The following is a 22,991-nucleotide window of genomic DNA, read 5'->3' on the forward strand; positions in this document are numbered from 1 at the left end:
ATAATGGCAGTAGCACAATATTACGGCACTGGTCGTAGAAAATCTTCCGTTGCTAGAGTTCGTCTGGTACCGGGCACAGGTAAAATCACTGTTAACAAACGTGAACTTAATGAATATTTCGGTCGCCAAACTTTGGAATTGATCGTAAAACAACCTTTGAATTTGACTAACACAGTTGAACAATACGATGTAATCGCAACTGTAGCTGGTGGCGGTCCTTCCGGTCAAGCTGGTGCAATTCGTCACGGTATCTCCCGTGCGTTATTGGACGTAGATGGCGAACTTCGTCAATCTTTGAAAAAAGCTGGTTTCTTGACTCGTGACCCACGTATGAAAGAACGTAAAAAATACGGTCTTAAAAAAGCCCGCAAAGCAAGCCAATTCTCCAAACGTTAATATTTGGAAAACAGGATATTACACCTGCAGACAATGTCTGCAGGTGTTTTTTGCGTTTAATTTATGGTATAGTGTAAATATATTTTATTTGTTAAGGGGAAACAGTATGGGAAATAATAACACATATAAAAAGGATTACGTTACAAGGATTAATTTAAAAACAGCTACAGAGCAACGGGAGAAATTAATTAAATTCTGCTTACATGATCATGATAAAGATCAATTTTTAGCTATAGGTTGGAGTTGTGTTGATTTTGAATCTGATGACTACTCTGCGTTTTATGATACCGTAGTGGAGTATGTACATGGACAAAATCGACGATTAAATCCAGCTTTAAATACTTTTAAGTCGGCTTGTGTAAATGATCTATTTTGGACGAGAGATCTAAATGGTGTGTATTGGATTTGTCGAGTAAAAACTCCTGCTAAGGCCTATTTAAATAAAGAGTTAGATATAGGTGCGATTTTACCTGTTGAAGCTTATGAATTCGGGCTTGAAGTACCTGGTCAGATAAAAGCATCGTTTAATCGGGCAAGAGGTGGAATTGTTCAGAAATTATATTATCCAGCTATCATCGAATACTCTAAATTTGTATTTAATAAATTATCTGGTAAGAATTACTATGCTCTTAATTTAGCTATAGCGAATAATGTAATAGAGAATCTACCTGATTTTGAATTGGAGGAATTGGTAATTTCTTATCTTCAAATTGTAAAAGGATACTATCTTCTTTCTAATTCTATTGCTAATAAATCAACAACTGTGAAAATTGAGTGTCAATTGATTTCTCGTGATGTAAATAATGTTAAAAAGGCTGTTGTACAAGTTAAAGGTCCGAAAGCAAGTGAATTAGATGCTCTTGCTTTCAAGGAGTTTGAGGATAAAGGTTATTATATTTACTTATATGCACCGGGGGTTAAAAAGTCAGAAGAAATGAAGAATGTTATTGCGATTACCCCTGAGGAACTACAAGAATTTTATCGGGAGTATAAAGCTATTTTGCCAGAATCTATTACTCAATTTGAAAATCTATTTAATATAGGGTTTAGTGAAAAGGAGTAATTTTACATTTACATCCCCATTTAATTTTCCTATAATAAAGATATATAATCGAATATTTTCGAATGATAATTTTCATATAGGAGAATTCATATGATTTATAATACAATTCAGTATGTAGTAGATAATGGTATCGGTACATTGACATTTAATCGCCCTAAAGTGGCGAATGGTTTTAACATCGAAATGTGCAAGGAGATCCTTGAGGTTTTAGATAAGGCTCATAACGATGAAAGTGTGCGTGCATTGCTCATCAATGCTGAGGGCAAGGTATTTTCTGCCGGTGGCGATTTAACTGAAATGGAACGCGCCGTAAACGATGGTGATACAGAGTCCTTATTTGAAATCGTTGAGCTCGTAGCCGAAATTTCTATGGCTATGAAACGCTTACCTAAACCTGTTATTATGAGCCTTCAAGGAGCTGCAGCAGGTGCGGCATTTAATATGGCATTGGCTGCAGATTTTGTGGTAGCTGCTAATAATGTGCGCTTTATTCAAGCCTTCGTAAACGTAGGTCTTGCACCTGATGCAGGTGGTTTATTCTTGTTGACTAGATCCATTGGTATGAATCGTGCTATGCACATTGTCATGACTGGTGAAGCGGTTTCCGCTGAAAAAGGTAAAGAACTTGGTTTCGTGTATAAAGTTTGTGAACCAGAGGATTTAGAAACTGCTACACGACGCGTTGTTGAAAAATTAGCGAAAGGCCCTGCAAAATCGTATCGTGTTATGAAGGAAATGATGTGGAAAAGCTTCTTAGCTGGCTGGGAAGAATACAAGAAATTTGAAGTAGAAAACCAATGCGAATTAGGTCTTTCTGAGGACTTTAAAGAAGGTGTTCTTGCCTTTACAGAACGCCGTCGTCCTAAATTTGGCCAAAAGTAATATTATTTATAATATAATGTGCTAAATAGTATATAAATTAGAACAAAATACCCATATCATTAGAACCGATGTAGCTCATATAGTGTGTTACATCGGTTTTTTCTTTTCAGACATTGACAAAACGTATATAATAGAACTATTGAGATAGTTTTAGGAGGTCCATATTTTATGGCTCAAGATACAATTAAATGTTATGACGGTCCTAGTGATGTGGTCGCTGCATTGGCGGAGGATTTTATTGCTTTTACCAATGAAGAAATTAGCCGCACCGAAACATGCATTGTAGGTATCACGGGTGGCACAGTCATCAATGGTTTGTTAGAAACATTGAACTCCGCTGAGTACATTGAGCGTGTTAACTGGGAACGAATATTTTTTGTCTGGACTGATGAGCGATTTTTGCCTCAGTCTCATGAAGATAATTATTTCAACCGTGTAAAACCATATCTGCTTTGTAAGGCGAAGGGGGCAGCCCATTTCTTTCCTATTAACACCAATTCGAAAACTGTTATAGAGGCAGCTGACGAGTACGAGAAAGAAATAGGCAATGTTCTTAAGGCTTGTAAAAAATCTGGCCTAGATTTAGCAATCCTGGATCTTGGTGAGGATGGTCATACAGCAGGACTTTTTGCGGGTTCTCATGCACTGCGTGTAGCAGATCGCAACGTTGTGCCCGTTGAGGATGGCAAGGTGTGGGAACGCATTTCCATGACCTTCTCCTTTTTGGCGAAAACAGATGTCCTTTGGTTCACTGTGACTGGTGAAAGTAAACGGACTGCCCTTACAAAGGTTTTATACCAACGTGAGGATTATGAAGATACATCATGGGATAAACGTATCGGCCGTGTACTGCCGGGGGCGGTGCTTTCACAAGAACCTATGACGTGGTATGTGGACAAAGATGCGTATAATGATGTAAACTGAAGAGTATAGTATTAAGTAAATATAAAAGGAGATACAAATGGGGTCTATAGGAACACCTGAATTAATAGTTATTTTAGTGATTGCTCTAGTTATCTTCGGACCTGGTAAATTGCCTGAAGTGGGTAAAGCGATTGGTAAGGGTATCAATGAATTTAAAGATGCTCTTTCCGGCCCAAAGAAAGCTGTCGATGAAACAAAGGAAGCCGTTAAATCTGCTACCACTATCGATGTGACAGCTGGGGCTAAAAATGATGAAAAACATAAGGAAGCTAATGATTAGGAGGTATTATTATGTGCAAAGATTGCGGTTGTGGTGAAGATAATGGCGTTGTAACAAAGGTATTCACTGTACCTGGTATGATGTGTAATAATTGTAAGGAAACAGTAGAAGGTGCTACATTAGGCCTAGAAGGCGTACTTAGCTCCGAAGTTGATTTGCCAAATAAAACGGCTACTGTATCTTTTGATCCAGCAAAGGTATCTGTTGAAACGATTACAACAGCTATTGAACGAACTGGATTTGATGTAGAGTCCGTGGCTGATGGTGTTCGTAAACATAGCCATGGTTTACTAGGTACGATTAAACGTCTCTTTAAATAATCGAATTCATAGAGCTGTATTGAAACATCGTTTCGATACAGCCCTTTTTGTATTGTGAGGTGATGAGATGATACGCAAGTTTGATTCGGAAAATTTTAAATGGGATGGCGTTGATACCTTGGTGTATAAACAAGATGGTAGTCCTTTTAAGGATGTAACACGACAAGTGCTATATGATGGGGCTTATGACATTCCCTGCCAATTCCGTTATTTTGAATGTTTGCCCGGGGGCTACTCTACGTTAGAGTATCATGAGCATACACATATGGTTATGATTGGCCGTGGTAAGGGGCAGCTTTTACTAGGTGATGAAATTTATGATGTAGCACAAGGGGACTTTATTGAAATCCCAGGTAATACAATTCATCAATTTAGAGCCAACAAAGGCGACTATATAGGATTTTTCTGCCTTGTTAATAAAGACCGAGATAAGGTTAAATTATTGACTGATGAACAAATGGAGACATTGCGTCAAAAGCCTAAGATTAAGGAATTTTTGGAGGGACTATGAGTACATGGACACGAGCGGCCTTAACCGTTTTGATTGGCCTGATTATTTGGTTTTTGCCTCATACAGAGGCGATTAAGCCTGAAGGTTGGCATTTGTTGGCTATCTTTACGGCTACGATTGTTGGTTTTATTTTGCGCCCTTGGCCGACGGGCATTATGGCACTCTTTGGCATTGTTGCTGCTGTGGCAACGAGCTCTATTACGATGGTGCAAGCTTTGGGTGGCTATGCAGAGGCTAATGTGTGGCTTATCGTAGCAGCCGTATTCTTTTCTAGAGGTATTATTAATTCCGGCCTCGGTAAGCGCATTGCATACACATTAATTCGTGCCTTTGGTACAAGTTCTCTGAAATTAGCCTATGCCTTAGCTTGTACGGATTTGATTATCTCTCCAGCTACGCCATCTAATACGGCGCGTGGGGGCGGTATCATTTTTCCAATCGTCCAAAATATTTCCCTTGCTTTTGACTCTGAGCCTCATGGCAATACAGCACGTCGCATAGGGGCGTACTTGATGACGACGGCCCACACCATTAATACAATTACAGTAACAATCTTTTTAACTGCTTGTAGCGGTAACCTATTGATCACATCCTTAGGTGCAAAATTATTTGGTTATGATATTTCTTGGTGGGAATGGTTCCAAGCGGGTGTCATCCCTGGTGTGATTTGTATGATTTTGATGCCATGGTTTATCTATAAAATCTATCCGCCAGAAATCAAAGAAACACCAGAGGCGGCTGAGATGGCACAAAAGGAATTAAATGCACTTGGGCCAATTACGAAATCTGAAATTTCTGTGGCTATTATCTTTATCCTGTGTATTTTGCTTTGGGCTACGGCGATTTGGACAAAGTTACATCCTACAGTAGTTGCTATGATGGGTGTTCTTGCTTGTGTTGTAACTGGCTCCCTTACATGGGAAGACATATTAGGTGAACGCACCGGTTGGGATATCCTCATTTGGATGGGAACCCTCGTTGGTATGGCTGGCCTGCTTGGTAAACTTGGTGTAGTGGCTGTGTTTGCTAATTTTGTAAGTCAACATCTCGTAGGTATTGATTGGTTCTGGGCATCCTTTATTATCTCTGCAACCTTCGTATACTCTCAATACTTCTTTGCTAGTGGTACGGCGCGTATTACCGCATTATTCTCCGCCTTTGCAGCCATTTTGGTTGCCATGGGTGCGCCGATTCCATTTACCATCTTGCTCTTTGGTTTGATGAATAGCCCTGGCTGTACATTAACGCATTATAGCTCTGGTGTAACACCAATCTTCTTTGGTGCAGGCTATGTACCTCAAGGCACATGGTGGCGCGTAGGTCTTGCTATTTCTGTAGTAAGTTTTATGATTCACTTCTGGGCTGGTACATTTGGTATGTGGCTGTTCGGTATTTTATAATATATAAATCCCTCGCTACGGCGGGGGATTTTTGTATATCCAATATTGGTGCATAAACATATATGGGTATAGCTATTGGGTATGGTGAACTTCATAAAAAAAATATAATAAATCTATAGAATATTTATTGCATGACACTATAGAACGTGTTATTATAGGTTTATCGTTACAGATTATTTTAGGAGGAAACATGTTCGGTTTAGTCATTAGCTTGTTGATTATCGCGCTGGTCGTGATTATTAAAAACATTCGAATTATGAACAACAACTTAACACGTTTTTGTCTTAAAAGTTCCGCGAATGGTTTAATATACAATCAATAAGATTTGACTATAGTGTTTCTTATTTGTATATATACCATGGGGTACATAGGTTGTTATGTATGTATTTAGGAATTCTGTAAACAAAAGGAATATCATTTGTAAACTTTTAAGACGGTTCTTTGGAATCGTCTTTTTTTATTCATTGTGAAAGCCGTCCAAGTGGATACTTTCAAAAGAAGTGAGGAGAATATCATGAGTTGTAGAAGTGACAATTTAAAAACAGGCGTAGCACGTGCACCACACAGATCTTTATTAAAAGCACTCGGTTTCGTAGACGAAGAATTAGGTAGACCGGTCATTGGTATTGCCAATTCCTTCAATGAAATCATTCCTGGTCATGTGGGCTTGAAAAATATTGTACAAGCCGTAAAAGACGGTATCCGCAACGCAGGTGGTGTGCCAATCGAGTTCAATACAATTGGTATTTGTGACGGCTTGGCGATGAACCACATCGGTATGAAATACTCCTTGGTAACTCGTAATATCATCGCTGATTCCATCGAAGCAACAGCTATGGCAACACCATTTGATGCTATGGTATTCATTCCAAACTGCGATAAAGTAGTACCTGGTATGTTGATATCTGCAGCTCGTCTAAACATTCCATCCGTATTCGTATCCGGTGGTGCTATGCTTGCAGGCGTACACAATGGCAAAAAAATCGGTTTGTCTGATGTATTTGAAGCAGTAGGTAAACATCAAACTGGTGAAATGGGTGATGCTGAGTTAGCTGAAATCGAAAATACCGCATGTCCTACATGTGGTTCTTGCTCTGGTATGTACACAGCTAATACAATGAACTGCTTAACAGAAGCTCTTGGTATGGGCCTTCCTGGTAATGGTACAATTCCAGCAGTATACTCTGAACGTTTACGTCTTGCTAAATTAGCAGGTATGCAAGCAGTAGAGGTATTGAAAGCAAACCTTCGTCCTAAAGACATTATGACACGCGAAGCCTTTGAAAATGCAGTAGCTCTAGATATGGCTTTGGGTGGTTCCTCTAATACAGCACTTCATTTGCCAGCTATCGCTCACGAAGCGGGTATCGATTTAACACTTGATGATTTTGCACGCATCGCCCAAGAAATTCCTCAATTGTCCAAATTGTCTCCATCCGGTAAATACTTCATCGAAGACTTGTACTATGCTGGTGGTGTATCCGCTGTATTGAAACGCTTGGCTGATAATGGTCACCTCAATAAGGACTGCAAAACTGTAGCTCTTAAAACACAAGGTGAAATCGCAGATGTAGCTCATGTATATGATGAAGATGTAATTCACCCTTGGAATAATCCTGTTCATGAAACAGGTGGTATCGCCGTATTGAAAGGCAATCTTGCCGTAGATGGTTCCGTTGTAAAAGCGGGTGCTGTTGATGATGAAATGCTCGTTCACTCTGGTCCAGCCAAGGTATTCGACAGCGAAGAAGAAGCGGTAGAAGCTATTACTGGTGGCAAAATCGTAAAAGGCGATGTTGTAGTTATCCGTTATGAAGGTCCTAAAGGTGGTCCTGGTATGCGCGAAATGTTGACACCAACATCCATGATCGCTGGTATGGGTCTCGATAAAGATGTAGCTTTATTGACTGATGGTCGTTTCTCAGGTGCTACACGTGGTGCATCCATTGGTCACGTATCTCCAGAAGCGGCTGCAGGTGGCACAATCGCTATTGTTCAAGATGGCGATATCATCAACATCGATATTCCTAATGGCAAATTAGAATTAGCTGTATCCGATGATGAAATTGCTCGTCGTAAGGCTGCATTGAAACCATTCAAATCTAATGTAACTGGATACCTTAAAAAATATGCTCTTCATGTTTCTTCTGCAGCACAAGGTGCCATCGAAATTTTGGAAGACTAATTAGAGCGGTATTATTATTACTACAAGAGTAGGTGTCTTATGCATAAGTTATATGATTTTATGGAAGCCCGTGAACGGTTAAGCACGATTACGGTAAAAACTAAACTGCTTCATAGCGATGTGTTCTCTGAAGAGAGTGGCAATGATGTGTATATCAAGCCAGAAAACTTACAAATAACAGGTTCCTTTAAGGTGCGTGGCGCATACAATAAAATTGCTAAATTGACAGAAGAGGAAAAGGCACGCGGTGTTATTGCCGCGTCTGCTGGTAACCATGCACAAGGCGTGGCCCTTGCGGCTAAACGCCTTGGCATTAAGGCGACTATCGTCATGCCTAAACATACGCCTCTTATCAAGGTGAATGCGACCAAACAATATGGTGCTGAGGTCGTACTATCCGGTGAGATTTATGATGAAGCGTACCAAAAGGCGATGGAATTGCAACAAGAATATGGCTATGTGTTCGTCCATCCTTTTGATGATGAAGATGTCATCGAAGGCCAAGGGACTATTGCCCTTGAAGTTCTTGAGGAATTGCCTGATGCGGATGTATTACTTGTTCCAGTAGGTGGTGGCGGTATCGTATCCGGCATCGCAGCAGCCGCTAAGTTGAAAAATCCTAGCATCAAAGTAATCGGTGTAGAACCAGAAGGTGCTGCTAGTGCATTAGCAGCCCTTAAAGCTGGTAAACCAGTACCATTAGATGAAGTAGCTACTATTGCGGACGGCACTGCAGTACGTCTAATCGGTGATACTACACTAGACTATATCAAACAATACGTAGATGAAATCGTTACCGTATCCGATTATGAATTGATGGAAGCTTTTTTGTTACTCGTTGAAAAACATAAATTGGTAGCAGAAAACTCTGGTATTTTACCATTGGCAGGTCTAAAAAAATTAGACTGCAAAGACAAAAAGGTGGTAGCCATTGTCAGCGGTGGTAATATTGACGTTCTTACCATTTCCTCTATGATTAATAAAGGTCTCGTATTGCGTGGACGTATCTTTACATTCTCTGTAAATCTTCCAGATAAACCAGGCCAATTGGTTGCTGTGTCTGAAATGCTAGCAGCTGCAGATGCCAATGTTATTAAACTTGACCATAATCAGTTTAAAAATCTTGATCGCTTCCACGAAGTGGAATTACAAGTGACTGTAGAAACGAATGGTGAAGAACATATTCAAAGTATTATTGATACTTTTAAAAAGAATGGTTATATCATTAAACGTTTAAATTCCAGCGAGATTTTATCCGAATAGCTGGTTGAAAGGGTTCCTATGAGCGCAGACACAATCAATGGGGCACGCATTGTCCTAGAAACATTGCATCGCCTTGGCGTAACCGATATATTCGGCTACCCAGGTGGTGCCGTAATCCCAATTTATGATGAAATTTATAGCTTCCCTGAAATTAAACATTATTTCGTACGCCATGAACAAGGCGCTGCTCATGCAGCCGATGGTTATGCGCGCGTATCCGGTAAAGTAGGCGTGTGCCTCGCTACCTCTGGCCCTGGTGCAACGAACCTCGTAACAGGCATTATGACTGCTTATATGGATTCTGTACCTATGGTGGCCATTACAGGGCAAGTAGGACGTGCACTGATTGGTAAGGATTCTTTCCAAGAAGCGGATATTCAAGGTATTACAATGCCTATTACTAAGCATAACTATCTTGTGCAAGATATTCACGACTTGCCACGAATTATCAAAGAAGCGTATTTCATTGCTGGTACAGGCCGTCCGGGTCCTGTATTGATTGATATTCCTAAGGATATTCAAACTGAAAAAATATCCATGTCCGAATACAATAAATTGTATGATGTACCAATTCATCTTGAAGGGTATGATCCAACCTATAAAGGGCATCAAGGTCAAATTAAAAAGGCTGCAACACTTATTAAGAATGCGAAACGTCCTCTTATTATTGCTGGTGCAGGTGTATTAAAATCCGGTGCTATGGCAGAACTTAAGGAATTGGCCGAAAAGGCTCAAATTCCTGTAGCTAATACCTTGGTAGGTCTTGGTGGATTTCCTGGCAATCATGAGTTAGCTCTTGGCATGGTCGGTATGCATGGCTCTGTAGCGGCTAATAATTGTACAGAAGACGCAGACCTTGTCATTGCAGCCGGGATTCGTTTTCATGACCGCATTACAGGTCATCCTGATTTCTTCTGTAAAAAAGCGAAGATCATTCATATCGATATTGATCCTGCTGAAATCGATAAAAACGTTACCATTAACGTACCAATCGTAGGCGATTTAAAACGAGTGTTAACCGAATTAAACACGTTAGTTGAACCTACTACACATGAATCTTGGATTACACAAATTCGAGAATGGCAACAAGAATATCCTATGGTTGTTCCTGAATCAACTCATGGCGAGTTACACCCACAATATGTATTATCTGAACTCAATAAATTTGCTAAGGATGATGCTATCATTGTAACCGATGTAGGCCAACATCAAATGTGGGCGGCTCAGTTCTTGACGCATAAGGCTCCACATACCATCGTAACCTCTGGTGGTGCTGGTACAATGGGCTATGGCTTGCCAGCTGCCATCGGTGCTCAAGTGGGAGCTCCTAACAAACAAGTCATCCTCGTTGTTGGCGATGGCGGTTTCCAAATGACCTGTGAAGAACTCATGATGGTTCGTCAGTACAATTTACCAATTAAGATTGTCATCATCAACAATGGATACCTTGGCATGGTCCGTCAATGGCAACAAATCTTTAATAATCGACGCTACTCCTATGTAGATTTAGAAGTGAGCCCTGATTTCTTAAAATTAGCTGATGCTTTTGATTTGAAAGCAGCTCGCCTAGATTCTGTTGAAACATTTAACAAGGATTTCAAATCCTATATTACCGCTGATGAAAGCATCGTATTGGATTGCCGCGTTGAACGCGAGGATAATGTATTGCCAATGATCCCAGCCGGTGGCACTGTGAGTGGCATGATGGGCAAGAAAGGGGTGCTATAATGGCGAGAGAACATCAAGTCTTAGTCATCGCTAAGAATACAGCAGGTATTGGTGCCCGTATTTTGGCACTCTTTAATCGCCGTGGCTTTAACGTTACAAAAATGACATCTGGTATTACGAATACACCGGGCTATGCGCGCATTACTCTCACTGTTGAGGCCGATGATCGCATCTTGGACCAAATTCAAAAGCAAATTTATAAGCTCATTGATGTGGTTAAGGTTAAAGTATTTGAAGACCATGATGTGGTATGTCGTGAATTGATGCTTATCAAGGTGAAAGCAACGGCTACTACACGGTCTCAAATTGTACAAATTGCCGATGTATACCGCGGCAATGTACTCGACATTTCTCCTACTTCTATGATTATCGAGGTTATCGGTAGTGTTGAAAAGCTACGCGGTTTTATTCAAATTATGGAAACCTATGGTATCCTTGAAATCGCAAAAACTGGTATTACCGCAATGAGTCGTGGAGAAAAAATGTAGGAGATGATGATGTGAGTAGTGAAGTACTACACTATGAAGATGTCAAGTTTCGTCGCGATGGTCGAGAAATTCTAAAAGGCGTAGACTGGCACGTGGAAGAAGGCGAAAACTGGGCTCTTTTAGGTCTTAACGGGGCGGGTAAATCGACGATGCTCAGCATGATTCCAGCCTATCAAATCCCTACGACAGGTCTATTACGTGTATTTGGCCATGAATTTGGCAAATATGCATGGGTGAAGATTAAAAATCGACTAGGTTTTGTGAGTGCCACATTGGGTCAATTTCAATCTACCCTAGATCGTCAATTGGTAGAAAATGTCGTTATTTCTGGTGCGTTCAACACCATCGGCGTCTATAAGGACGTTACTGAAGAACAGCGAAAAAAAGCGGCAGAACTAATGGAAGAATTTAAAATTTCCTATTTGGAAGGCCATAAATTCTCCACCTTATCCGTTGGCGAACAACGTCGTGTCCTATTAGCGCGTGCCATCATGGCAGATCCTGATTTACTCATACTTGATGAACCTTGCTCTGGTCTTGATTTACCGGCTCGTGAGCAGTTTTTAAGGACCGTGGAGAACATGGCACGGGATGAGAAAAAGCCTTTTATCTATGTATCTCATCAAATCGAAGAAATTATGCCTAGTATTACACATGTAGCGATTATCAAAGATGGTCTCATCGTGTATAAAGGCAAAAAACAGGACATCTTAACCGACGATATTTTGACCGATATTTTCGGTATCGATGTATCTGTCGTCTGGGAAAAAGATCGCCCTTGGGTTATCGTTAAATAAGGTATGAAAATTTCAGAATTCATATTTTTTTAATACAAAGAGGGTACAAATTTAGTTATGAATTAGTCTATTTGACTATTCGATAAATTACGATATACGCTACAAACCTTGCAATTATTTGCGAGATTGTGTACAGTATATATATTAAATATTCTATTGAATATAAATTGGAGGTTGTCTAATATGGCAGGTAAAATTTTAGGTACTACAGTTTACTATGATGAAGATTGCAATTTAAGTAAATTGGAAGGCAAAAAAATTACAGTTTTAGGTTACGGTTCTCAAGGTCATGCTCATGCATTGAACTTGAAAGAAAACGGTTTTGACGTAACTATCGGTCTTCGCGCTGGTTCCAAAAGCTGGGCAGTAGCTGAAGAAGCAGGTCTTCCTGTAAAAGAAACTGCAGAAGCAGTTAAAGGCGCTGATATCGTTATGGTATTGATTCCAGACGAATTACAAGCAGACGTTTATGCAAAAGATATCGCTCCTAACTTGAAACAAGGTGCATACTTAGCATTCGCTCACGGCTTCAACATTCACTTCGGTAAAATCGTTCCTCGCGAAGATATCAACGTATTCATGGTAGCACCTAAAGGTCCTGGCCACTTAGTACGTCGTACATACCAAGAAGGCTCCGGCGTTCCTTGCTTGTACGCAGTAGAAAAAGACCCATCTGGCGATACTGAAGAAGTAGCATTAGCTTGGACTTGCGGTATCGGTGGTGGCCGTGCAGGTATCTTGGAAACTAACTTCAAATCCGAAACAGAAACTGACTTGTTCGGTGAACAAGCTGTATTGTGCGGTGGTTTGACTGCATTGATCCAAACTGGTTTCGAAGTATTAACAGAAGCTGGTTATGAACCTGTAAACGCTTACTTCGAATGCTTGCATGAAATGAAATTAATCGTAGACCTTATCTACGAAGGTGGTTTCCAAAAAATGCGTAACTCCATTTCTAACACAGCAGAATATGGTGACTACTATGCAGGCCCTCGCGTAATTACTCCAGAAACTAAAGAAGCTATGAAACAAATCTTGGCTGACATTCAATCTGGTAAATTCGCTGATGAATTCTTGGCTGATTCCAAAAATGGTCAAAAATTCCTTAAAGAACATCGCGAAGCAGCTGCTGTTCATCCAATCGAACCAGTTGGTGCAGAACTTCGCAACTTGATGAGCTGGTTGAAATAAGAGATTACCATAGTAATTTCTTGATAAGCATAGGCTTACTGAAAGCGACCCCGAAGTGGGTCGCTTTTTTGTTGAGTTATACAAGTACGTATGATATAGTTAACGTAGAATCAGTGTAGTATATTTTGGTATAAGGAGAGATACTATGAGTTCTACAACTATTATTATCATCGTGGCGGTTGCAGTCATTTGGGCCATTTTGTTTGCCGTATTTATGAAATTCAATAAAAAACGACAAGCCGGTGAACAACAATTTGTACAAGAGAATGCTAATAAAGCGATTCTTCATATTTATGGTAAATCTGTAAAGGTTGATGGTAAGGACCTTTCTACTATTGATCATAAAACTGGTCAATATGGTCAAGTCATTGTGGCATTAACACCAGGAGAACATACCATTGAATCCGTATATTACACGACGGATAATGTGGGTACTAAAACAAAAAATGTTGAAACACAGCCTGTTACCATCACAATTCCAGTACAAGCAGGTAATGAATATAATGCGGCTATGTATTTCTATTCCGCAGAACAACGTAAGGCCTATTATAAAGGTGACGTTGACGATGCCGTTTTAGAAGTTGAACTAGAATTAGAATCTGGTTTTACAGCGAATACTCATGCTTATATCATCGTGTACCGTGAATGTAAATAAATTAGTATAGTAACTGTTTAATAGAGCTATCATTGTGGTAGCTCTATTTTTTATAAATCGTTGGTGGTTATTATCATATTTATTTGTGATATAATAAAATGATATATGAAAGGAGCATAATTATGGACTTCTATACCGTTTCCTATGTGGAAAGCCAAATCACATCTGGTCATACATTAGGCTTCGTTATCTTTGTAGTTGTTTTATTAGCCCTTCTTGGAGTAGGCATTCAAGTTTTACGTAATGGTTTTACAAGCCGCTATCGTGATTTAACCGTTATTTTATCATTAGTTATTGTATTTTTCTTAGGTCTTGAATATCAAGAATATGGGCGTATGAAGGTGTATTCAGAAGATTCCTCTCGCATGGCTCAGTTCTTACACTCCTTTAGTGCCGATCGTGGTGTTGATGAAGGTCAATTAGCTGTTAACTCCTTAAAGGTACGTAATGGTATAATTTTAAAGGTTAGCGATGCATACTATGAGGTGCAATTTAACCCTGAATTTACTACCTATACAATCACTCGTGTGTATACAGTAAGCCCTACAGATCGAATTCATGATAAAGCGGATGTATTACCATAAGGAGGACCACATATGACAGAAGCTATGGCCGTCTATGGGATGGTCTTTGCCAAACTCGCCATAGGTCTCTTGGCGATTATTTTACAAATTAATTTAATGGGTAAAGGTAATTTGGCGCCTACCTCAGCCTTAGACCAATTACAAAACTATGTACTCGGCGGTATTATCGGTGCCATCATCTATAATGATGCGATTGGTATTTTACAATTTATGTTAGTTCTCATCTTATGGACTATTCTCGTAATGACGCTTAAATTCTTAAAAGGCAATCTTAGATTCTTTAAAACAATTCTAGATGGTCATCCTGTAATTGTTATTGAAAAAGGTCATGTCTTAACTGAAGAATGTATGCGTTATGGCATTCAATCGGCTGAGTTAAAACTAAAACTTCGCACAGCTGGTGTTCAATATGTAGCAGATGTTAAGCGCGCCGTATTAGAGCAAAATGGTCAGCTTAGTGTTGTTCAGTTCGGTGAAGAAAATATTCGTTTTGATTTGATCAATGATGGTCAAATTAATCAATTTACTCTTGATGTAATTGAAAAAGATAAAGAATGGCTAGAACAAGAGGTACAGGCACAAGGGTATTCTATTAAGGATATCTACATTGCGGAATACAGAGATGGTAAAGTCGTATTGTATCCGTATGAGAAAAAACATCGGCCTCAATTGGTAAAAACAATTAAAACTAAGACTACTCATACAAAGGATATAATAAAATCTAAAATATAATCTCTTGAATTATATATAGAGAGCGTTGTTAAGCCCACTATTCGTAGTGGGCTTATATAGAAAGGAAATTAGTGAACCGTAAAGATTTAATTGATCGATTACAAGAACTCTATAATGATGAAGATAGCCGCGTAACTATTAACCCTCATGCGGAGCAAAAGGTTGCCATTGTCTATCCGAATACATATTTCGTGGGCATGAGCAATTTGGGGCTTCATATTATTTATGAGGAAATTAATCGCCATCCGGCTAGTGTATGTGAGCGGATATTCTTGCCTGAGAAAAAGGAATTGGAAGCGTACGATAAAACTAAGACTCCTCTTATGAGTGTGGAAACGCAACGACCTATGCATCAGTTTGATGTGGTGGCCTTTGATGTGACCTTTGAAATGGATTATTTTCACATACCATTAATGCTGCGACATGGGCGTGTGCCTGTTATGAGTGAAGAGCGGACTAGCTTTGATCCCATCGTCATTGCGGGAGGACCTTGTGCGACATTTAATCCTGAGCCTTTTGCTGATTTTATCGATGCTTTCATCATCGGTGAAGGGGAGGGTATTGTTACTGCTGTGTTAGAACGAATTCGCAAGGGTCGTGAGAATGGTGAAAGTCGAGAAGAAACGATTGCTGCATTAGCTCAAATTGATGGTGTATATGTACCTGCTTTATATACGCCTCAATATGATGATAATGACCGTTTTGTTGGCTATGATATAGCAGATGGTGCACCTAAAATCATACGACGTCATTTTGAGCCTCTAACAAGTGGAGGTGAAACGGTAATTGCTACGAATTTTACCGAGTTTGGTGCCATGTATATCATCGAGGTAGCTCGAGGGTGTGGCCGTCATTGTCGATTCTGTATGGCTGGGTACTGTTTCCGTGTACCACGTGTACGTCCACTAGATATCTTGAAAGAAGGCGTGGATAGAGCGGAGAAGCTTGGAAAAAAGGTGGGCCTTATGGGGGCGGCGATTTCTGATTATCCAGAGGTTGATGAGCTCGTAACCTATATTCGTTCTAAGGACATGCGTTATTCTTGTGCATCGTTACGTGCTGATTCTTTGACACAAGCCGTTGTAGATGGATTGGCCGATAGTGGACAGAAGACGATTACCATTGCACCAGAAACAGGTAGTGAACGCTTACGCCGTGTTATCAACAAGGGCATTAGTGAAGAAAATCTTCGTACCGCTGCTCAGTTATCCGCTAAGTCTGGCATTCAGCATATGCGTCTTTATATTATGATTGGCCTGCCAACGGAAACTGATGAAGATATAGATGCCATCATTGGGCTAGCTGAACGTACACAAGCTCACATGGCTGAGGTGGGCTGTAAAGGTCGCTTAACACTTAGCATTAATCCATTTATACCAAAGCCGTTTACACCATTTCAGTGGATGGCTATGGATCATCAAAAGAGCGTAGAAAAGAAATTACAGTATATTAAGAAATCATTGCAAAAAAATCGTCGCATCGAGGTACTCGTTGAGTCTCCTAAAGAAGCATATATCCAAGGTGTACTCGCCCGGGGTGACCGCCGCTTAGGAAAGGTGCTCGCTGCATGTGCCTTTGATCGAGGTAGCAAATCCTTTAAATCTGAAATGAAAAAAGCGGGCCTCGACATGGATAACTGCAATTATCGGGAACGTAATTTTGATGATTATTTACCTTGGTCACATTTGGATATGGGACTAAATGATGGTTATTTAGAACAAGAATGGCAACGGGCTGTTGATGAAGCGTATACACCACCTTGTATGGAAGGTTGTAAGCGTTGTGGCGTGTGTAAGTGATTTGAGAATTAATAGTAGAGGAACCGTAGTATGGATATCACTGTTGTAAATATAAATACAAATAATCATAAATGGTCTTTTGAAACGCCTAACTGGGCCAATCAATTTCCTCTAGTTATGGGGGATACATATCGTCATGGCGGTGTATCTAAGAAGCCATGTGAATCTCTAAATTTAGCTACTCACATAGGAGATTCATTACAGGATGTATTAGATAACCGCAGCATTGTGGCTAATCATTTAGGCGTATCGCCAGACCGTATTACCTGCGGTAATCAGGTGCATGGACTCAATGCAGTACGCATTACAGAAGACTTAATCGGTGCTGGAGCATTGAATGCTGAGTCAGCTATTCCCGATTGCGATGCGGTATATACGGATATTCCGAATGTACCATTATTCTTATTTACCGCCGACTGTGTGCCGGTAGGTATTTATGATCCTGTGCATCATGTGGTGGCTACCGTTCATGCAGGATGGCGCGGTGCTATAGGACATCTGCCGGTCATCACCATAGAGGCGATGCAACGAGATTTTGGTACCCGCTTTGAAGATTGCTATGTCTATTTAGGGCCGAGCATTGGACCGAAATCCTTTGAGGTCAATCAAGAGCTAGCAGATACTTTCACAGACGAGTGGAAGAAAATAACCGATGCCAATAGTGATGAATTGGTCCGATATATCGTTAGAGACGGTGCGTCGAAAGCGACACCGCATATAGATTTGTGGCGGTTTATTGAAGAAGATCTATTGCAACGAGGCGTTCCAAAGGACAAAATCTGTATTGGTGGTACCGATAGTATGACTGATGAGAATTGTTTTTCCTATCGTCGTGAATATGGCAAAACGGGGCGTATGGCATTATTTGGTATGCTTGAAAAACGGTAAAGATATACATTATTGGTTAAATATTATATAATATAAGTCTATAGGATATTTATTTATACGTTACTATATGGGAGGATCATATGATTGAAGAATCCCTTCATAAAATCCAACAACGCATGGCCGATGCAATGGCTAGCGTAGGGCGCACGGATACGGCGTTACTTGTAGCGGTTACAAAGAATCATCCTGTAACGGCTGTAGAAGAAGTGGCTCGTCTTGGATGCACTCATGTAGGCGAAAATCGTGTGCAAGAGGCAAAAGAAAAACAAATGCTTTATACAGGACCTAAATTGGTATGGCATTTAATTGGCCATTTACAAGTCAATAAGGTTCGCCAAGCGGTACCGATGTTTGATTTGATTCATTCTGTAGATAGTAAGAAGCTATTAGATGAAATCGAAAAGGTTGCTGCTAAGCATGATAAAGTACAAGACATATTGTTACAAGTCAATGTAGCTCGTGAAGCGAGTAAGTCTGGTATGTCCGTAGAGGATTTTCCTGACATACGAGACTATGCAAAGACATTGCCACATGTACGCGTTAAAGGGTTGATGTGCATGGCTCCGTTTTTTAAAAATCCGGAGGATGCAAGACCTATCTTTAGAGTGGCACATGCTTTGTATGAAGATATGAAAGGGTATTTCCCTGATGGGGATATACAGTATTTGTCGATGGGGATGACACATGACTTTGAAATAGCCTTACAAGAAGGGGCTAACATCGTGCGTGTAGGCACTGCCATCTTTGGGGAACGTGTATATAACTAATTGGGAATATAACAGTGTGAGTATATTAGGAGGATTACCATGTCTATGGGAGAACAATGGCAAAAAATCAAAAATTTTATCGGCATTAATAATGATGACCGTTATGATTATGATGATGAGTATGAATATGAAGACGATGAGGACTATGCAGAAGACGTGCCACCAGTAGCACCAACAGCAGCTGCATCTGAGTTCCATCCACGTAAGGTAGGAGGCACATCCACTATGACACAACGTCCAACAGCCATGAAAGTAGTTGTTATCGAACCTAAGGTTTTTGAAGATTCTGAAAGTATTACTCATCAATTGCGTGACATGCGCCCTGTATTGATTAACTTTGAAAATACAGATCCTCACGAAGCAGCTCGCATCGTTGACTTTGTATCTGGTGCAACATTTGCATTAGATGGCAAATTGGAAAAGGTAGGCAAAGACATTTTCATGTGCGTACCTGTTAATGTATCCATTGATTATAATAATGAATCTGAAAGTGGAACAACTGAGCAACAAGAATTTAACTGGCAAAACAAATAATCCGGTATAGAAAAAGTGGTGATACTATGTTGGGAAAAACCGTATGTATAGGCGTAGGTGCCATGGGTGGTGCCCTTTTACGAGGTGCACTTTCACAAGGCATATTACGTGCAGATGATGTATCAATTGTGGTGCGTCGCCCTGAACATCGCGACGAATTAGTTGACGAATTGGGCGTTACAGGTTTTGTAGAATTACCTGATATGGCGCAGTTTGACACGATTATCTTAGCTGTTAAACCACAGGTGTTGCCGTCCGTATTGAGCCAATTAACGTCTGTGAAAGCGGGTGCTACGGTTATATCTGTGGCAGCTGGCGTAACATTAGATACCTTGCGTAACGCATTGCCTTCAGCAGTACTATATCGAGCAATGCCGAATACTCCAGCATCTATTGGATGCGGCATGACTGCGTTGACTGCGGATAATGGAGCTGATACTACTTCTGTAGAGGCTTTATTTAATGCGGTTGGAGAAGTGGCTGTTGTCAGTGAAGCCGACCTAGACCGATTAGGCGCTTTATCTGGTGCCGGTCCAGGATATATGTTTGTCATTTTAGACGCCTTGGCTGATGCGGGGGTCCGCATTGGATTACCTCGTCAATTGGCGATTAAGGCCGCCGCCCAAACGATGTATGGGGCTGGCAAAATGGCATTGGAATCCGGTATACATCCTGCTGTATTGCGCGACCAAGTGACTAGCCCAGGTGGTACTACGATTGCTGGCATTGGGGCTATGGAAAAAGGTGGCTTGCGCAGTGCCCTACAAGATGGGGTTGTTGCTTGTTTAGCTCGTTCCAATGAATTGGGGAAATAATGGCTGATACTAGTAAATTAATTAGATATTTTGAAGCAAGCGGTAGCGGTGAAGAAGCGCGCCGTATGCTCGATTTAGCTGAACAAGTGGTAAAGGGAAAACCGTATCGCGTTTGCGACTTTACAAGCCCTGCTGGTCTTGTTATCGCCGATGCGATTAAGGCGGCTTATCCTGAACTACTCGTTCAATCTTTTGGTGGCTATGAAGGGGCAGAACGCATTCGCATTGCCTTTGTAGATAGCCATTTTCAAGGTACAGTGGATATGGGTATCGTTCCATTGAAGGTATCTTGGGACCCACGATTTAGATTGTTAAATCATCGTGATGTGCTTGGTTCTTTGATGGGCCTTGGCATTGATCGCTCGAAATTTGGCGATATCATCATGGGTCAAGGGGGTGCACAAATCCTCGTAGATAGTACGGTAGCCGATTTTGTAGTACAGAACTTTACAAAAATCGCTATGGTTGCCGTATCTGTAGCTCCGATGGAGTTAGACGAAATTGCACCAAAAGAAGAAAAGATAAAAGAAGTGCGTACTACCGTTGCATCACTTAGATTAGATGCGGTAGCAAGCTCTGGCTTTAGCGTATCCCGTACGAAATTGGTGAGCGCTGTAAATGCCGGTTTATTGCAAGTAAATTGGCAACCTGCAAAGGGACCATCCCAAGAGGTTAAAGAAGGGGATATCATCTCCATGCGTGGTCGTGGCCGAATGAAGGTGGAGGCTATTACGGGGACATCCCGTAAGGGACGTATTGGCGTTTACCTTAAACGATTTATGTAGGCAAATAAGCAATCGGCTTGATTATTCAAGCCGATTTTTTATACCGCTTATGTATATCTATAGTTTCATATGTAGGTATACATAAGCGGTATTATCCATAGGAGCAGTTCTTATGCTATCTCTAACATTACAAACTACAGCGAGTGATACCATTCTATTCATAGGCGGTGGCGCCGTGGCTGAACGTCGGCTAGCCTTATGCTTACAAGAACCGTGTCAATGTATTGTCATCAGTCCTGTTATTACAGAACAGATGAAATCTTGGCATGAGGATGACCGATTTGTTTGGCACAATACTATATTTACTGATGAGTATATAGATATGGTCAAGCGTTGTAAGTTATTATTTATATGTACTGATAATACAGCGGTTAACGACTATGTAGAGGCAATCTCTCGTAAGTATGGTGTTTGGCTGAATCGTGCCGATGATGCCACATCCTGTGACTTTACCGTGCCATCTACTATCGATATAGGTGACCTTCATATTGCAATTAGCGCTAATAATGGAGGACCACGAATTAATCGTCTTGTGAAACGAGATATGATGAATCGTTATAGTGAGTTGCAAATTGCTATACCTAGACTTAAAATTATGAGGGAAGAGGTAAAGTTACTTATCCCTAGCGTAGAGGAGCGTAGCCAGTTTTGGCGTACTTACCTAGGTGAATCTGAATTTCAGGCTATTCTTAAGGGACAATGGCCTTTGATAGAGGAGAAACTACACCATGCAATTAGTGGTATTAGGACTAAATCATAGAAGTGCTGCCGTTGAGGTGCGTGAACGTTTCTCGTTTGAGAAGAACGAGGTAGAAACCGCCTTAAATCGACTCTATGAATACGAAAAAATTTCAGAATGCGTTATCCTATCGACGTGCAATCGTACGGAAATTTATGCCGTATTAGAAGATGTACAATCTCCTAAAGCGTATATGCTCGACGTATTAAAGCATTTAAAACATGCCGATACAATTGATGAATCAGCATTTTTCTTCTATGAAGAAAAGGCTTGTATAGAACATTTATTCCGCGTATCTGCTAGCCTTGACTCCTTAGTATTGGGGGAAGGCCAAATCCTTAGTCAATTAAAAGGTGCCTATATTGCTGCCTATAGTGCAGGCTTTACGGGAACTGTATTTAATATCTTGTTCCAACGCGCTATTGGTGTTGGTAAAAAGGTTCGGACCAATACAGGCATTGCGAATACACCTGTATCTGTTAGTTACACGGCGGTCAACTTGGCTGAAGATAGTCTCGATAAACCACTTTCAGAAGCCACAGTCCTCATCTTAGGGGCTGGTACTATGAGTGAGTTAACTGCTACACATCTACAAGCAAAGGGTGTAAAAACCATATTTGTATCTAATCGGACTTTCACCAAAGCGGAAGCATTGGCGAAGAAATTTAATGGTCAAGCCATCAAATTAGATCACTATGTAGAACAAGCGGAACATGCGGATATCATCATTACATCGACGGGGGCACCGCATTATATTATTGGTGAAAAAGAGGCAAAACGCATTGCCGCATTACGCCATGGACGCCCCATCGTCATGATTGATATTGCGGTACCACGTGATATTGATCCTGTCGTTGCGGATATCGAAGGTGTGTACCTATTCAATATCGATGCTCTAGAAAGCGTTGTAGAAGAAAATAAACAGCAACGTGAAGAGGAAGCCAAGCGGGCTGAACCGATTATTCACGAAGCCATCGATGAGGTGCTAGAAAAGTTTAGTTATTTATCCGTACGCCCTATGATGGCGCTATTGACGGATAAGGCTGACCGCATTCGTCGCCGTGAATTACATCGAGCACTGGCTAAATTGCCGGATATTTCCGATAAAGAGCGTCGCATCATTGATTCTATGAGTCGTATGATCGTTAGAAAAATGCTAAGAGAACCGATGATTCATTTCAATGAAATCGCCGGTACACAAGAAGAAGGTTTATATTGGGATTTATTCAAAGATATGTTTAATCTCGAGAAAGAAGGCTCGTAGT

Annotated in this window: 25 protein-coding genes; all 25 read left to right on the top strand. The window is 40.6% G+C overall.

The genetic code is table 11. The features are described 5' to 3' along the window. Positions 1-3: 3 nt before the first annotated feature. The 25 genes from rpsI (at position 4) to hemA (ending at position 22,990) form a co-directional block, all read left to right on the top strand. Positions 4-396, top strand: a complete 393-nt coding sequence (gene rpsI / locus O3617_RS04425) for a 30S ribosomal protein S9 (RefSeq protein ID WP_005377846.1) — start codon at positions 4-6, stop codon at positions 394-396. Between the two features lie 106 nt (positions 397-502). Beyond that, positions 503-1,459, top strand: coding sequence for a ribonuclease D (locus O3617_RS04430; RefSeq protein WP_371448879.1), 957 nt, complete (start codon positions 503-505; stop codon positions 1,457-1,459). Positions 1,460-1,549: 90 nt separating this feature from the next. Beyond that, a complete protein-coding gene (locus O3617_RS04435; protein WP_371448880.1) occupies positions 1,550-2,341 on the top strand; it encodes an enoyl-CoA hydratase in 792 nt (263 codons plus the stop codon). 168 nt (positions 2,342-2,509) lie between these two features. Next, entirely contained in the window at positions 2,510-3,265 is a 756-nt protein-coding gene (gene pgl, locus O3617_RS04440; RefSeq protein WP_371448882.1) for a 6-phosphogluconolactonase, read from the top strand. Positions 3,266-3,302: 37 nt separating this feature from the next. Further along, on the top strand, positions 3,303-3,545 hold the full coding sequence (locus tag O3617_RS04445; protein WP_005377864.1) for a twin-arginine translocase TatA/TatE family subunit: 243 nt from the start codon (positions 3,303-3,305) through the stop codon (positions 3,543-3,545). 11 nt (positions 3,546-3,556) lie between these two features. Beyond that, positions 3,557-3,865, top strand: coding sequence for a heavy metal-associated domain-containing protein (locus O3617_RS04450; RefSeq protein ID WP_316599143.1), 309 nt, complete (start codon positions 3,557-3,559; stop codon positions 3,863-3,865). A 67-nt stretch (positions 3,866-3,932) separates the two neighbouring features. Then, on the top strand, positions 3,933-4,376 hold the full coding sequence (locus O3617_RS04455) for a cupin domain-containing protein (RefSeq protein WP_005377848.1): 444 nt from the start codon (positions 3,933-3,935) through the stop codon (positions 4,374-4,376). Continuing rightward, positions 4,373-5,776 (top strand): DASS family sodium-coupled anion symporter, encoded by a 1,404-nt coding sequence (locus O3617_RS04460; protein WP_016476513.1) that lies wholly within the window; start codon positions 4,373-4,375, stop codon positions 5,774-5,776. Before O3617_RS04455 ends, O3617_RS04460 begins: the two co-directional genes overlap by 4 nt. A gap of 514 nt (positions 5,777-6,290) precedes the next feature. Then, on the top strand, positions 6,291-7,961 hold the full coding sequence (gene ilvD, locus O3617_RS04465; RefSeq protein ID WP_371448883.1) for a dihydroxy-acid dehydratase: 1,671 nt from the start codon (positions 6,291-6,293) through the stop codon (positions 7,959-7,961). A gap of 39 nt (positions 7,962-8,000) precedes the next feature. Then, positions 8,001-9,224, top strand: coding sequence for a threonine ammonia-lyase (ilvA, locus tag O3617_RS04470; RefSeq protein ID WP_371448885.1), 1,224 nt, complete (start codon positions 8,001-8,003; stop codon positions 9,222-9,224). 18 nt (positions 9,225-9,242) lie between these two features. Continuing rightward, positions 9,243-10,952 carry a biosynthetic-type acetolactate synthase large subunit gene (ilvB, locus tag O3617_RS04475; protein ID WP_371448887.1) on the top strand — a complete coding sequence of 570 codons (1,710 nt, stop codon included), beginning with the start codon at positions 9,243-9,245 and terminating at the stop codon, positions 10,950-10,952. Next, positions 10,952-11,440: an acetolactate synthase small subunit gene (gene ilvN / locus O3617_RS04480; RefSeq protein WP_301833834.1), complete on the top strand. Its 489-nt coding sequence runs from the start codon at positions 10,952-10,954 to the stop codon at positions 11,438-11,440. Before ilvB ends, ilvN begins: the two co-directional genes overlap by 1 nt. Positions 11,441-11,451: 11 nt before the next feature. After that, positions 11,452-12,237 carry an ABC transporter ATP-binding protein gene (locus O3617_RS04485; RefSeq protein WP_371448889.1) on the top strand — a complete coding sequence of 262 codons (786 nt, stop codon included), beginning with the start codon at positions 11,452-11,454 and terminating at the stop codon, positions 12,235-12,237. Between the two features lie 183 nt (positions 12,238-12,420). Next, positions 12,421-13,428: a ketol-acid reductoisomerase gene (gene ilvC, locus O3617_RS04490; protein WP_105083992.1), complete on the top strand. Its 1,008-nt coding sequence runs from the start codon at positions 12,421-12,423 to the stop codon at positions 13,426-13,428. Positions 13,429-13,573: 145 nt separating this feature from the next. Beyond that, entirely contained in the window at positions 13,574-14,083 is a 510-nt protein-coding gene (locus O3617_RS04495) for a hypothetical protein (RefSeq protein WP_005380336.1), read from the top strand. 122 nt (positions 14,084-14,205) lie between these two features. Continuing rightward, positions 14,206-14,667, top strand: coding sequence for a DUF3290 family protein (locus O3617_RS04500; RefSeq protein ID WP_016476518.1), 462 nt, complete (start codon positions 14,206-14,208; stop codon positions 14,665-14,667). Positions 14,668-14,679: 12 nt separating this feature from the next. After that, entirely contained in the window at positions 14,680-15,399 is a 720-nt protein-coding gene (locus O3617_RS04505) for a DUF421 domain-containing protein (RefSeq protein ID WP_009661667.1), read from the top strand. Between the two features lie 71 nt (positions 15,400-15,470). After that, positions 15,471-17,198, top strand: a complete 1,728-nt coding sequence (locus O3617_RS04510) for a radical SAM protein (protein WP_371448891.1) — start codon at positions 15,471-15,473, stop codon at positions 17,196-17,198. 30 nt (positions 17,199-17,228) lie between these two features. Next, positions 17,229-18,086, top strand: a complete 858-nt coding sequence (gene pgeF, locus O3617_RS04515; RefSeq protein ID WP_371448893.1) for a peptidoglycan editing factor PgeF — start codon at positions 17,229-17,231, stop codon at positions 18,084-18,086. An 80-nt stretch (positions 18,087-18,166) separates the two neighbouring features. Further along, a complete protein-coding gene (locus O3617_RS04520) occupies positions 18,167-18,853 on the top strand; it encodes a YggS family pyridoxal phosphate-dependent enzyme (protein WP_371448894.1) in 687 nt (228 codons plus the stop codon). Between the two features lie 39 nt (positions 18,854-18,892). Next, positions 18,893-19,387 carry a cell division protein SepF gene (locus O3617_RS04525; RefSeq protein WP_005375690.1) on the top strand — a complete coding sequence of 165 codons (495 nt, stop codon included), beginning with the start codon at positions 18,893-18,895 and terminating at the stop codon, positions 19,385-19,387. A gap of 26 nt (positions 19,388-19,413) precedes the next feature. Continuing rightward, positions 19,414-20,202, top strand: coding sequence for a pyrroline-5-carboxylate reductase (proC, locus tag O3617_RS04530; RefSeq protein ID WP_371448896.1), 789 nt, complete (start codon positions 19,414-19,416; stop codon positions 20,200-20,202). Continuing rightward, positions 20,202-20,987, top strand: a complete 786-nt coding sequence (locus O3617_RS04535) for an RNA-binding protein (RefSeq protein WP_371448897.1) — start codon at positions 20,202-20,204, stop codon at positions 20,985-20,987. Before proC ends, O3617_RS04535 begins: the two co-directional genes overlap by 1 nt. Positions 20,988-21,099: 112 nt before the next feature. Beyond that, positions 21,100-21,747, top strand: coding sequence for a bifunctional precorrin-2 dehydrogenase/sirohydrochlorin ferrochelatase (locus tag O3617_RS04540; protein WP_371448899.1), 648 nt, complete (start codon positions 21,100-21,102; stop codon positions 21,745-21,747). Then, positions 21,716-22,990 carry a glutamyl-tRNA reductase gene (gene hemA, locus O3617_RS04545; RefSeq protein WP_371448901.1) on the top strand — a complete coding sequence of 425 codons (1,275 nt, stop codon included), beginning with the start codon at positions 21,716-21,718 and terminating at the stop codon, positions 22,988-22,990. Before O3617_RS04540 ends, hemA begins: the two co-directional genes overlap by 32 nt. Position 22,991 lies beyond the last annotated feature (1 nt).

This window comes from Veillonella sp. 27098_8_77 (assembly GCF_041431535.1).
Classification (GTDB): Bacteria; Bacillota; Negativicutes; order Veillonellales; family Veillonellaceae; genus Veillonella.

Bases quoted from the DNA above. Each gene is read 5' to 3' on its own strand.
- O3617_RS04455 (WP_005377848.1), top strand. From the start codon at position 3,933: ATGATACGCAAGTTTGATTCGGAAAATTTTAAATGGGATGGCGTTGAT.
- O3617_RS04460 (WP_016476513.1), top strand. From the start codon at position 4,373: ATGAGTACATGGACACGAGCGGCCTTAACCGTTTTGATTGGCCTGATT.
- proC (WP_371448896.1), top strand. From the start codon at position 19,414: ATGTTGGGAAAAACCGTATGTATAGGCGTAGGTGCCATGGGTGGTGCC.
- O3617_RS04445 (WP_005377864.1), top strand. From the start codon at position 3,303: ATGGGGTCTATAGGAACACCTGAATTAATAGTTATTTTAGTGATTGCT.
- ilvB (WP_371448887.1), top strand. From the start codon at position 9,243: ATGAGCGCAGACACAATCAATGGGGCACGCATTGTCCTAGAAACATTG.
- rpsI (WP_005377846.1), top strand. From the start codon at position 4: ATGGCAGTAGCACAATATTACGGCACTGGTCGTAGAAAATCTTCCGTT.
- pgeF (WP_371448893.1), top strand. From the start codon at position 17,229: ATGGATATCACTGTTGTAAATATAAATACAAATAATCATAAATGGTCT.
- ilvA (WP_371448885.1), top strand. From the start codon at position 8,001: ATGCATAAGTTATATGATTTTATGGAAGCCCGTGAACGGTTAAGCACG.
- ilvC (WP_105083992.1), top strand. From the start codon at position 12,421: ATGGCAGGTAAAATTTTAGGTACTACAGTTTACTATGATGAAGATTGC.
- O3617_RS04430 (WP_371448879.1), top strand. From the start codon at position 503: ATGGGAAATAATAACACATATAAAAAGGATTACGTTACAAGGATTAAT.
- O3617_RS04535 (WP_371448897.1), top strand. From the start codon at position 20,202: ATGGCTGATACTAGTAAATTAATTAGATATTTTGAAGCAAGCGGTAGC.
- hemA (WP_371448901.1), top strand. From the start codon at position 21,716: ATGCAATTAGTGGTATTAGGACTAAATCATAGAAGTGCTGCCGTTGAG.
- O3617_RS04495 (WP_005380336.1), top strand. From the start codon at position 13,574: ATGAGTTCTACAACTATTATTATCATCGTGGCGGTTGCAGTCATTTGG.
- O3617_RS04520 (WP_371448894.1), top strand. From the start codon at position 18,167: ATGATTGAAGAATCCCTTCATAAAATCCAACAACGCATGGCCGATGCA.
- O3617_RS04435 (WP_371448880.1), top strand. From the start codon at position 1,550: ATGATTTATAATACAATTCAGTATGTAGTAGATAATGGTATCGGTACA.
- ilvD (WP_371448883.1), top strand. From the start codon at position 6,291: ATGAGTTGTAGAAGTGACAATTTAAAAACAGGCGTAGCACGTGCACCA.
- ilvN (WP_301833834.1), top strand. From the start codon at position 10,952: ATGGCGAGAGAACATCAAGTCTTAGTCATCGCTAAGAATACAGCAGGT.
- O3617_RS04505 (WP_009661667.1), top strand. From the start codon at position 14,680: ATGACAGAAGCTATGGCCGTCTATGGGATGGTCTTTGCCAAACTCGCC.
- O3617_RS04500 (WP_016476518.1), top strand. From the start codon at position 14,206: ATGGACTTCTATACCGTTTCCTATGTGGAAAGCCAAATCACATCTGGT.
- pgl (WP_371448882.1), top strand. From the start codon at position 2,510: ATGGCTCAAGATACAATTAAATGTTATGACGGTCCTAGTGATGTGGTC.
- O3617_RS04525 (WP_005375690.1), top strand. From the start codon at position 18,893: ATGTCTATGGGAGAACAATGGCAAAAAATCAAAAATTTTATCGGCATT.
- O3617_RS04450 (WP_316599143.1), top strand. From the start codon at position 3,557: ATGTGCAAAGATTGCGGTTGTGGTGAAGATAATGGCGTTGTAACAAAG.
- O3617_RS04540 (WP_371448899.1), top strand. From the start codon at position 21,100: ATGCTATCTCTAACATTACAAACTACAGCGAGTGATACCATTCTATTC.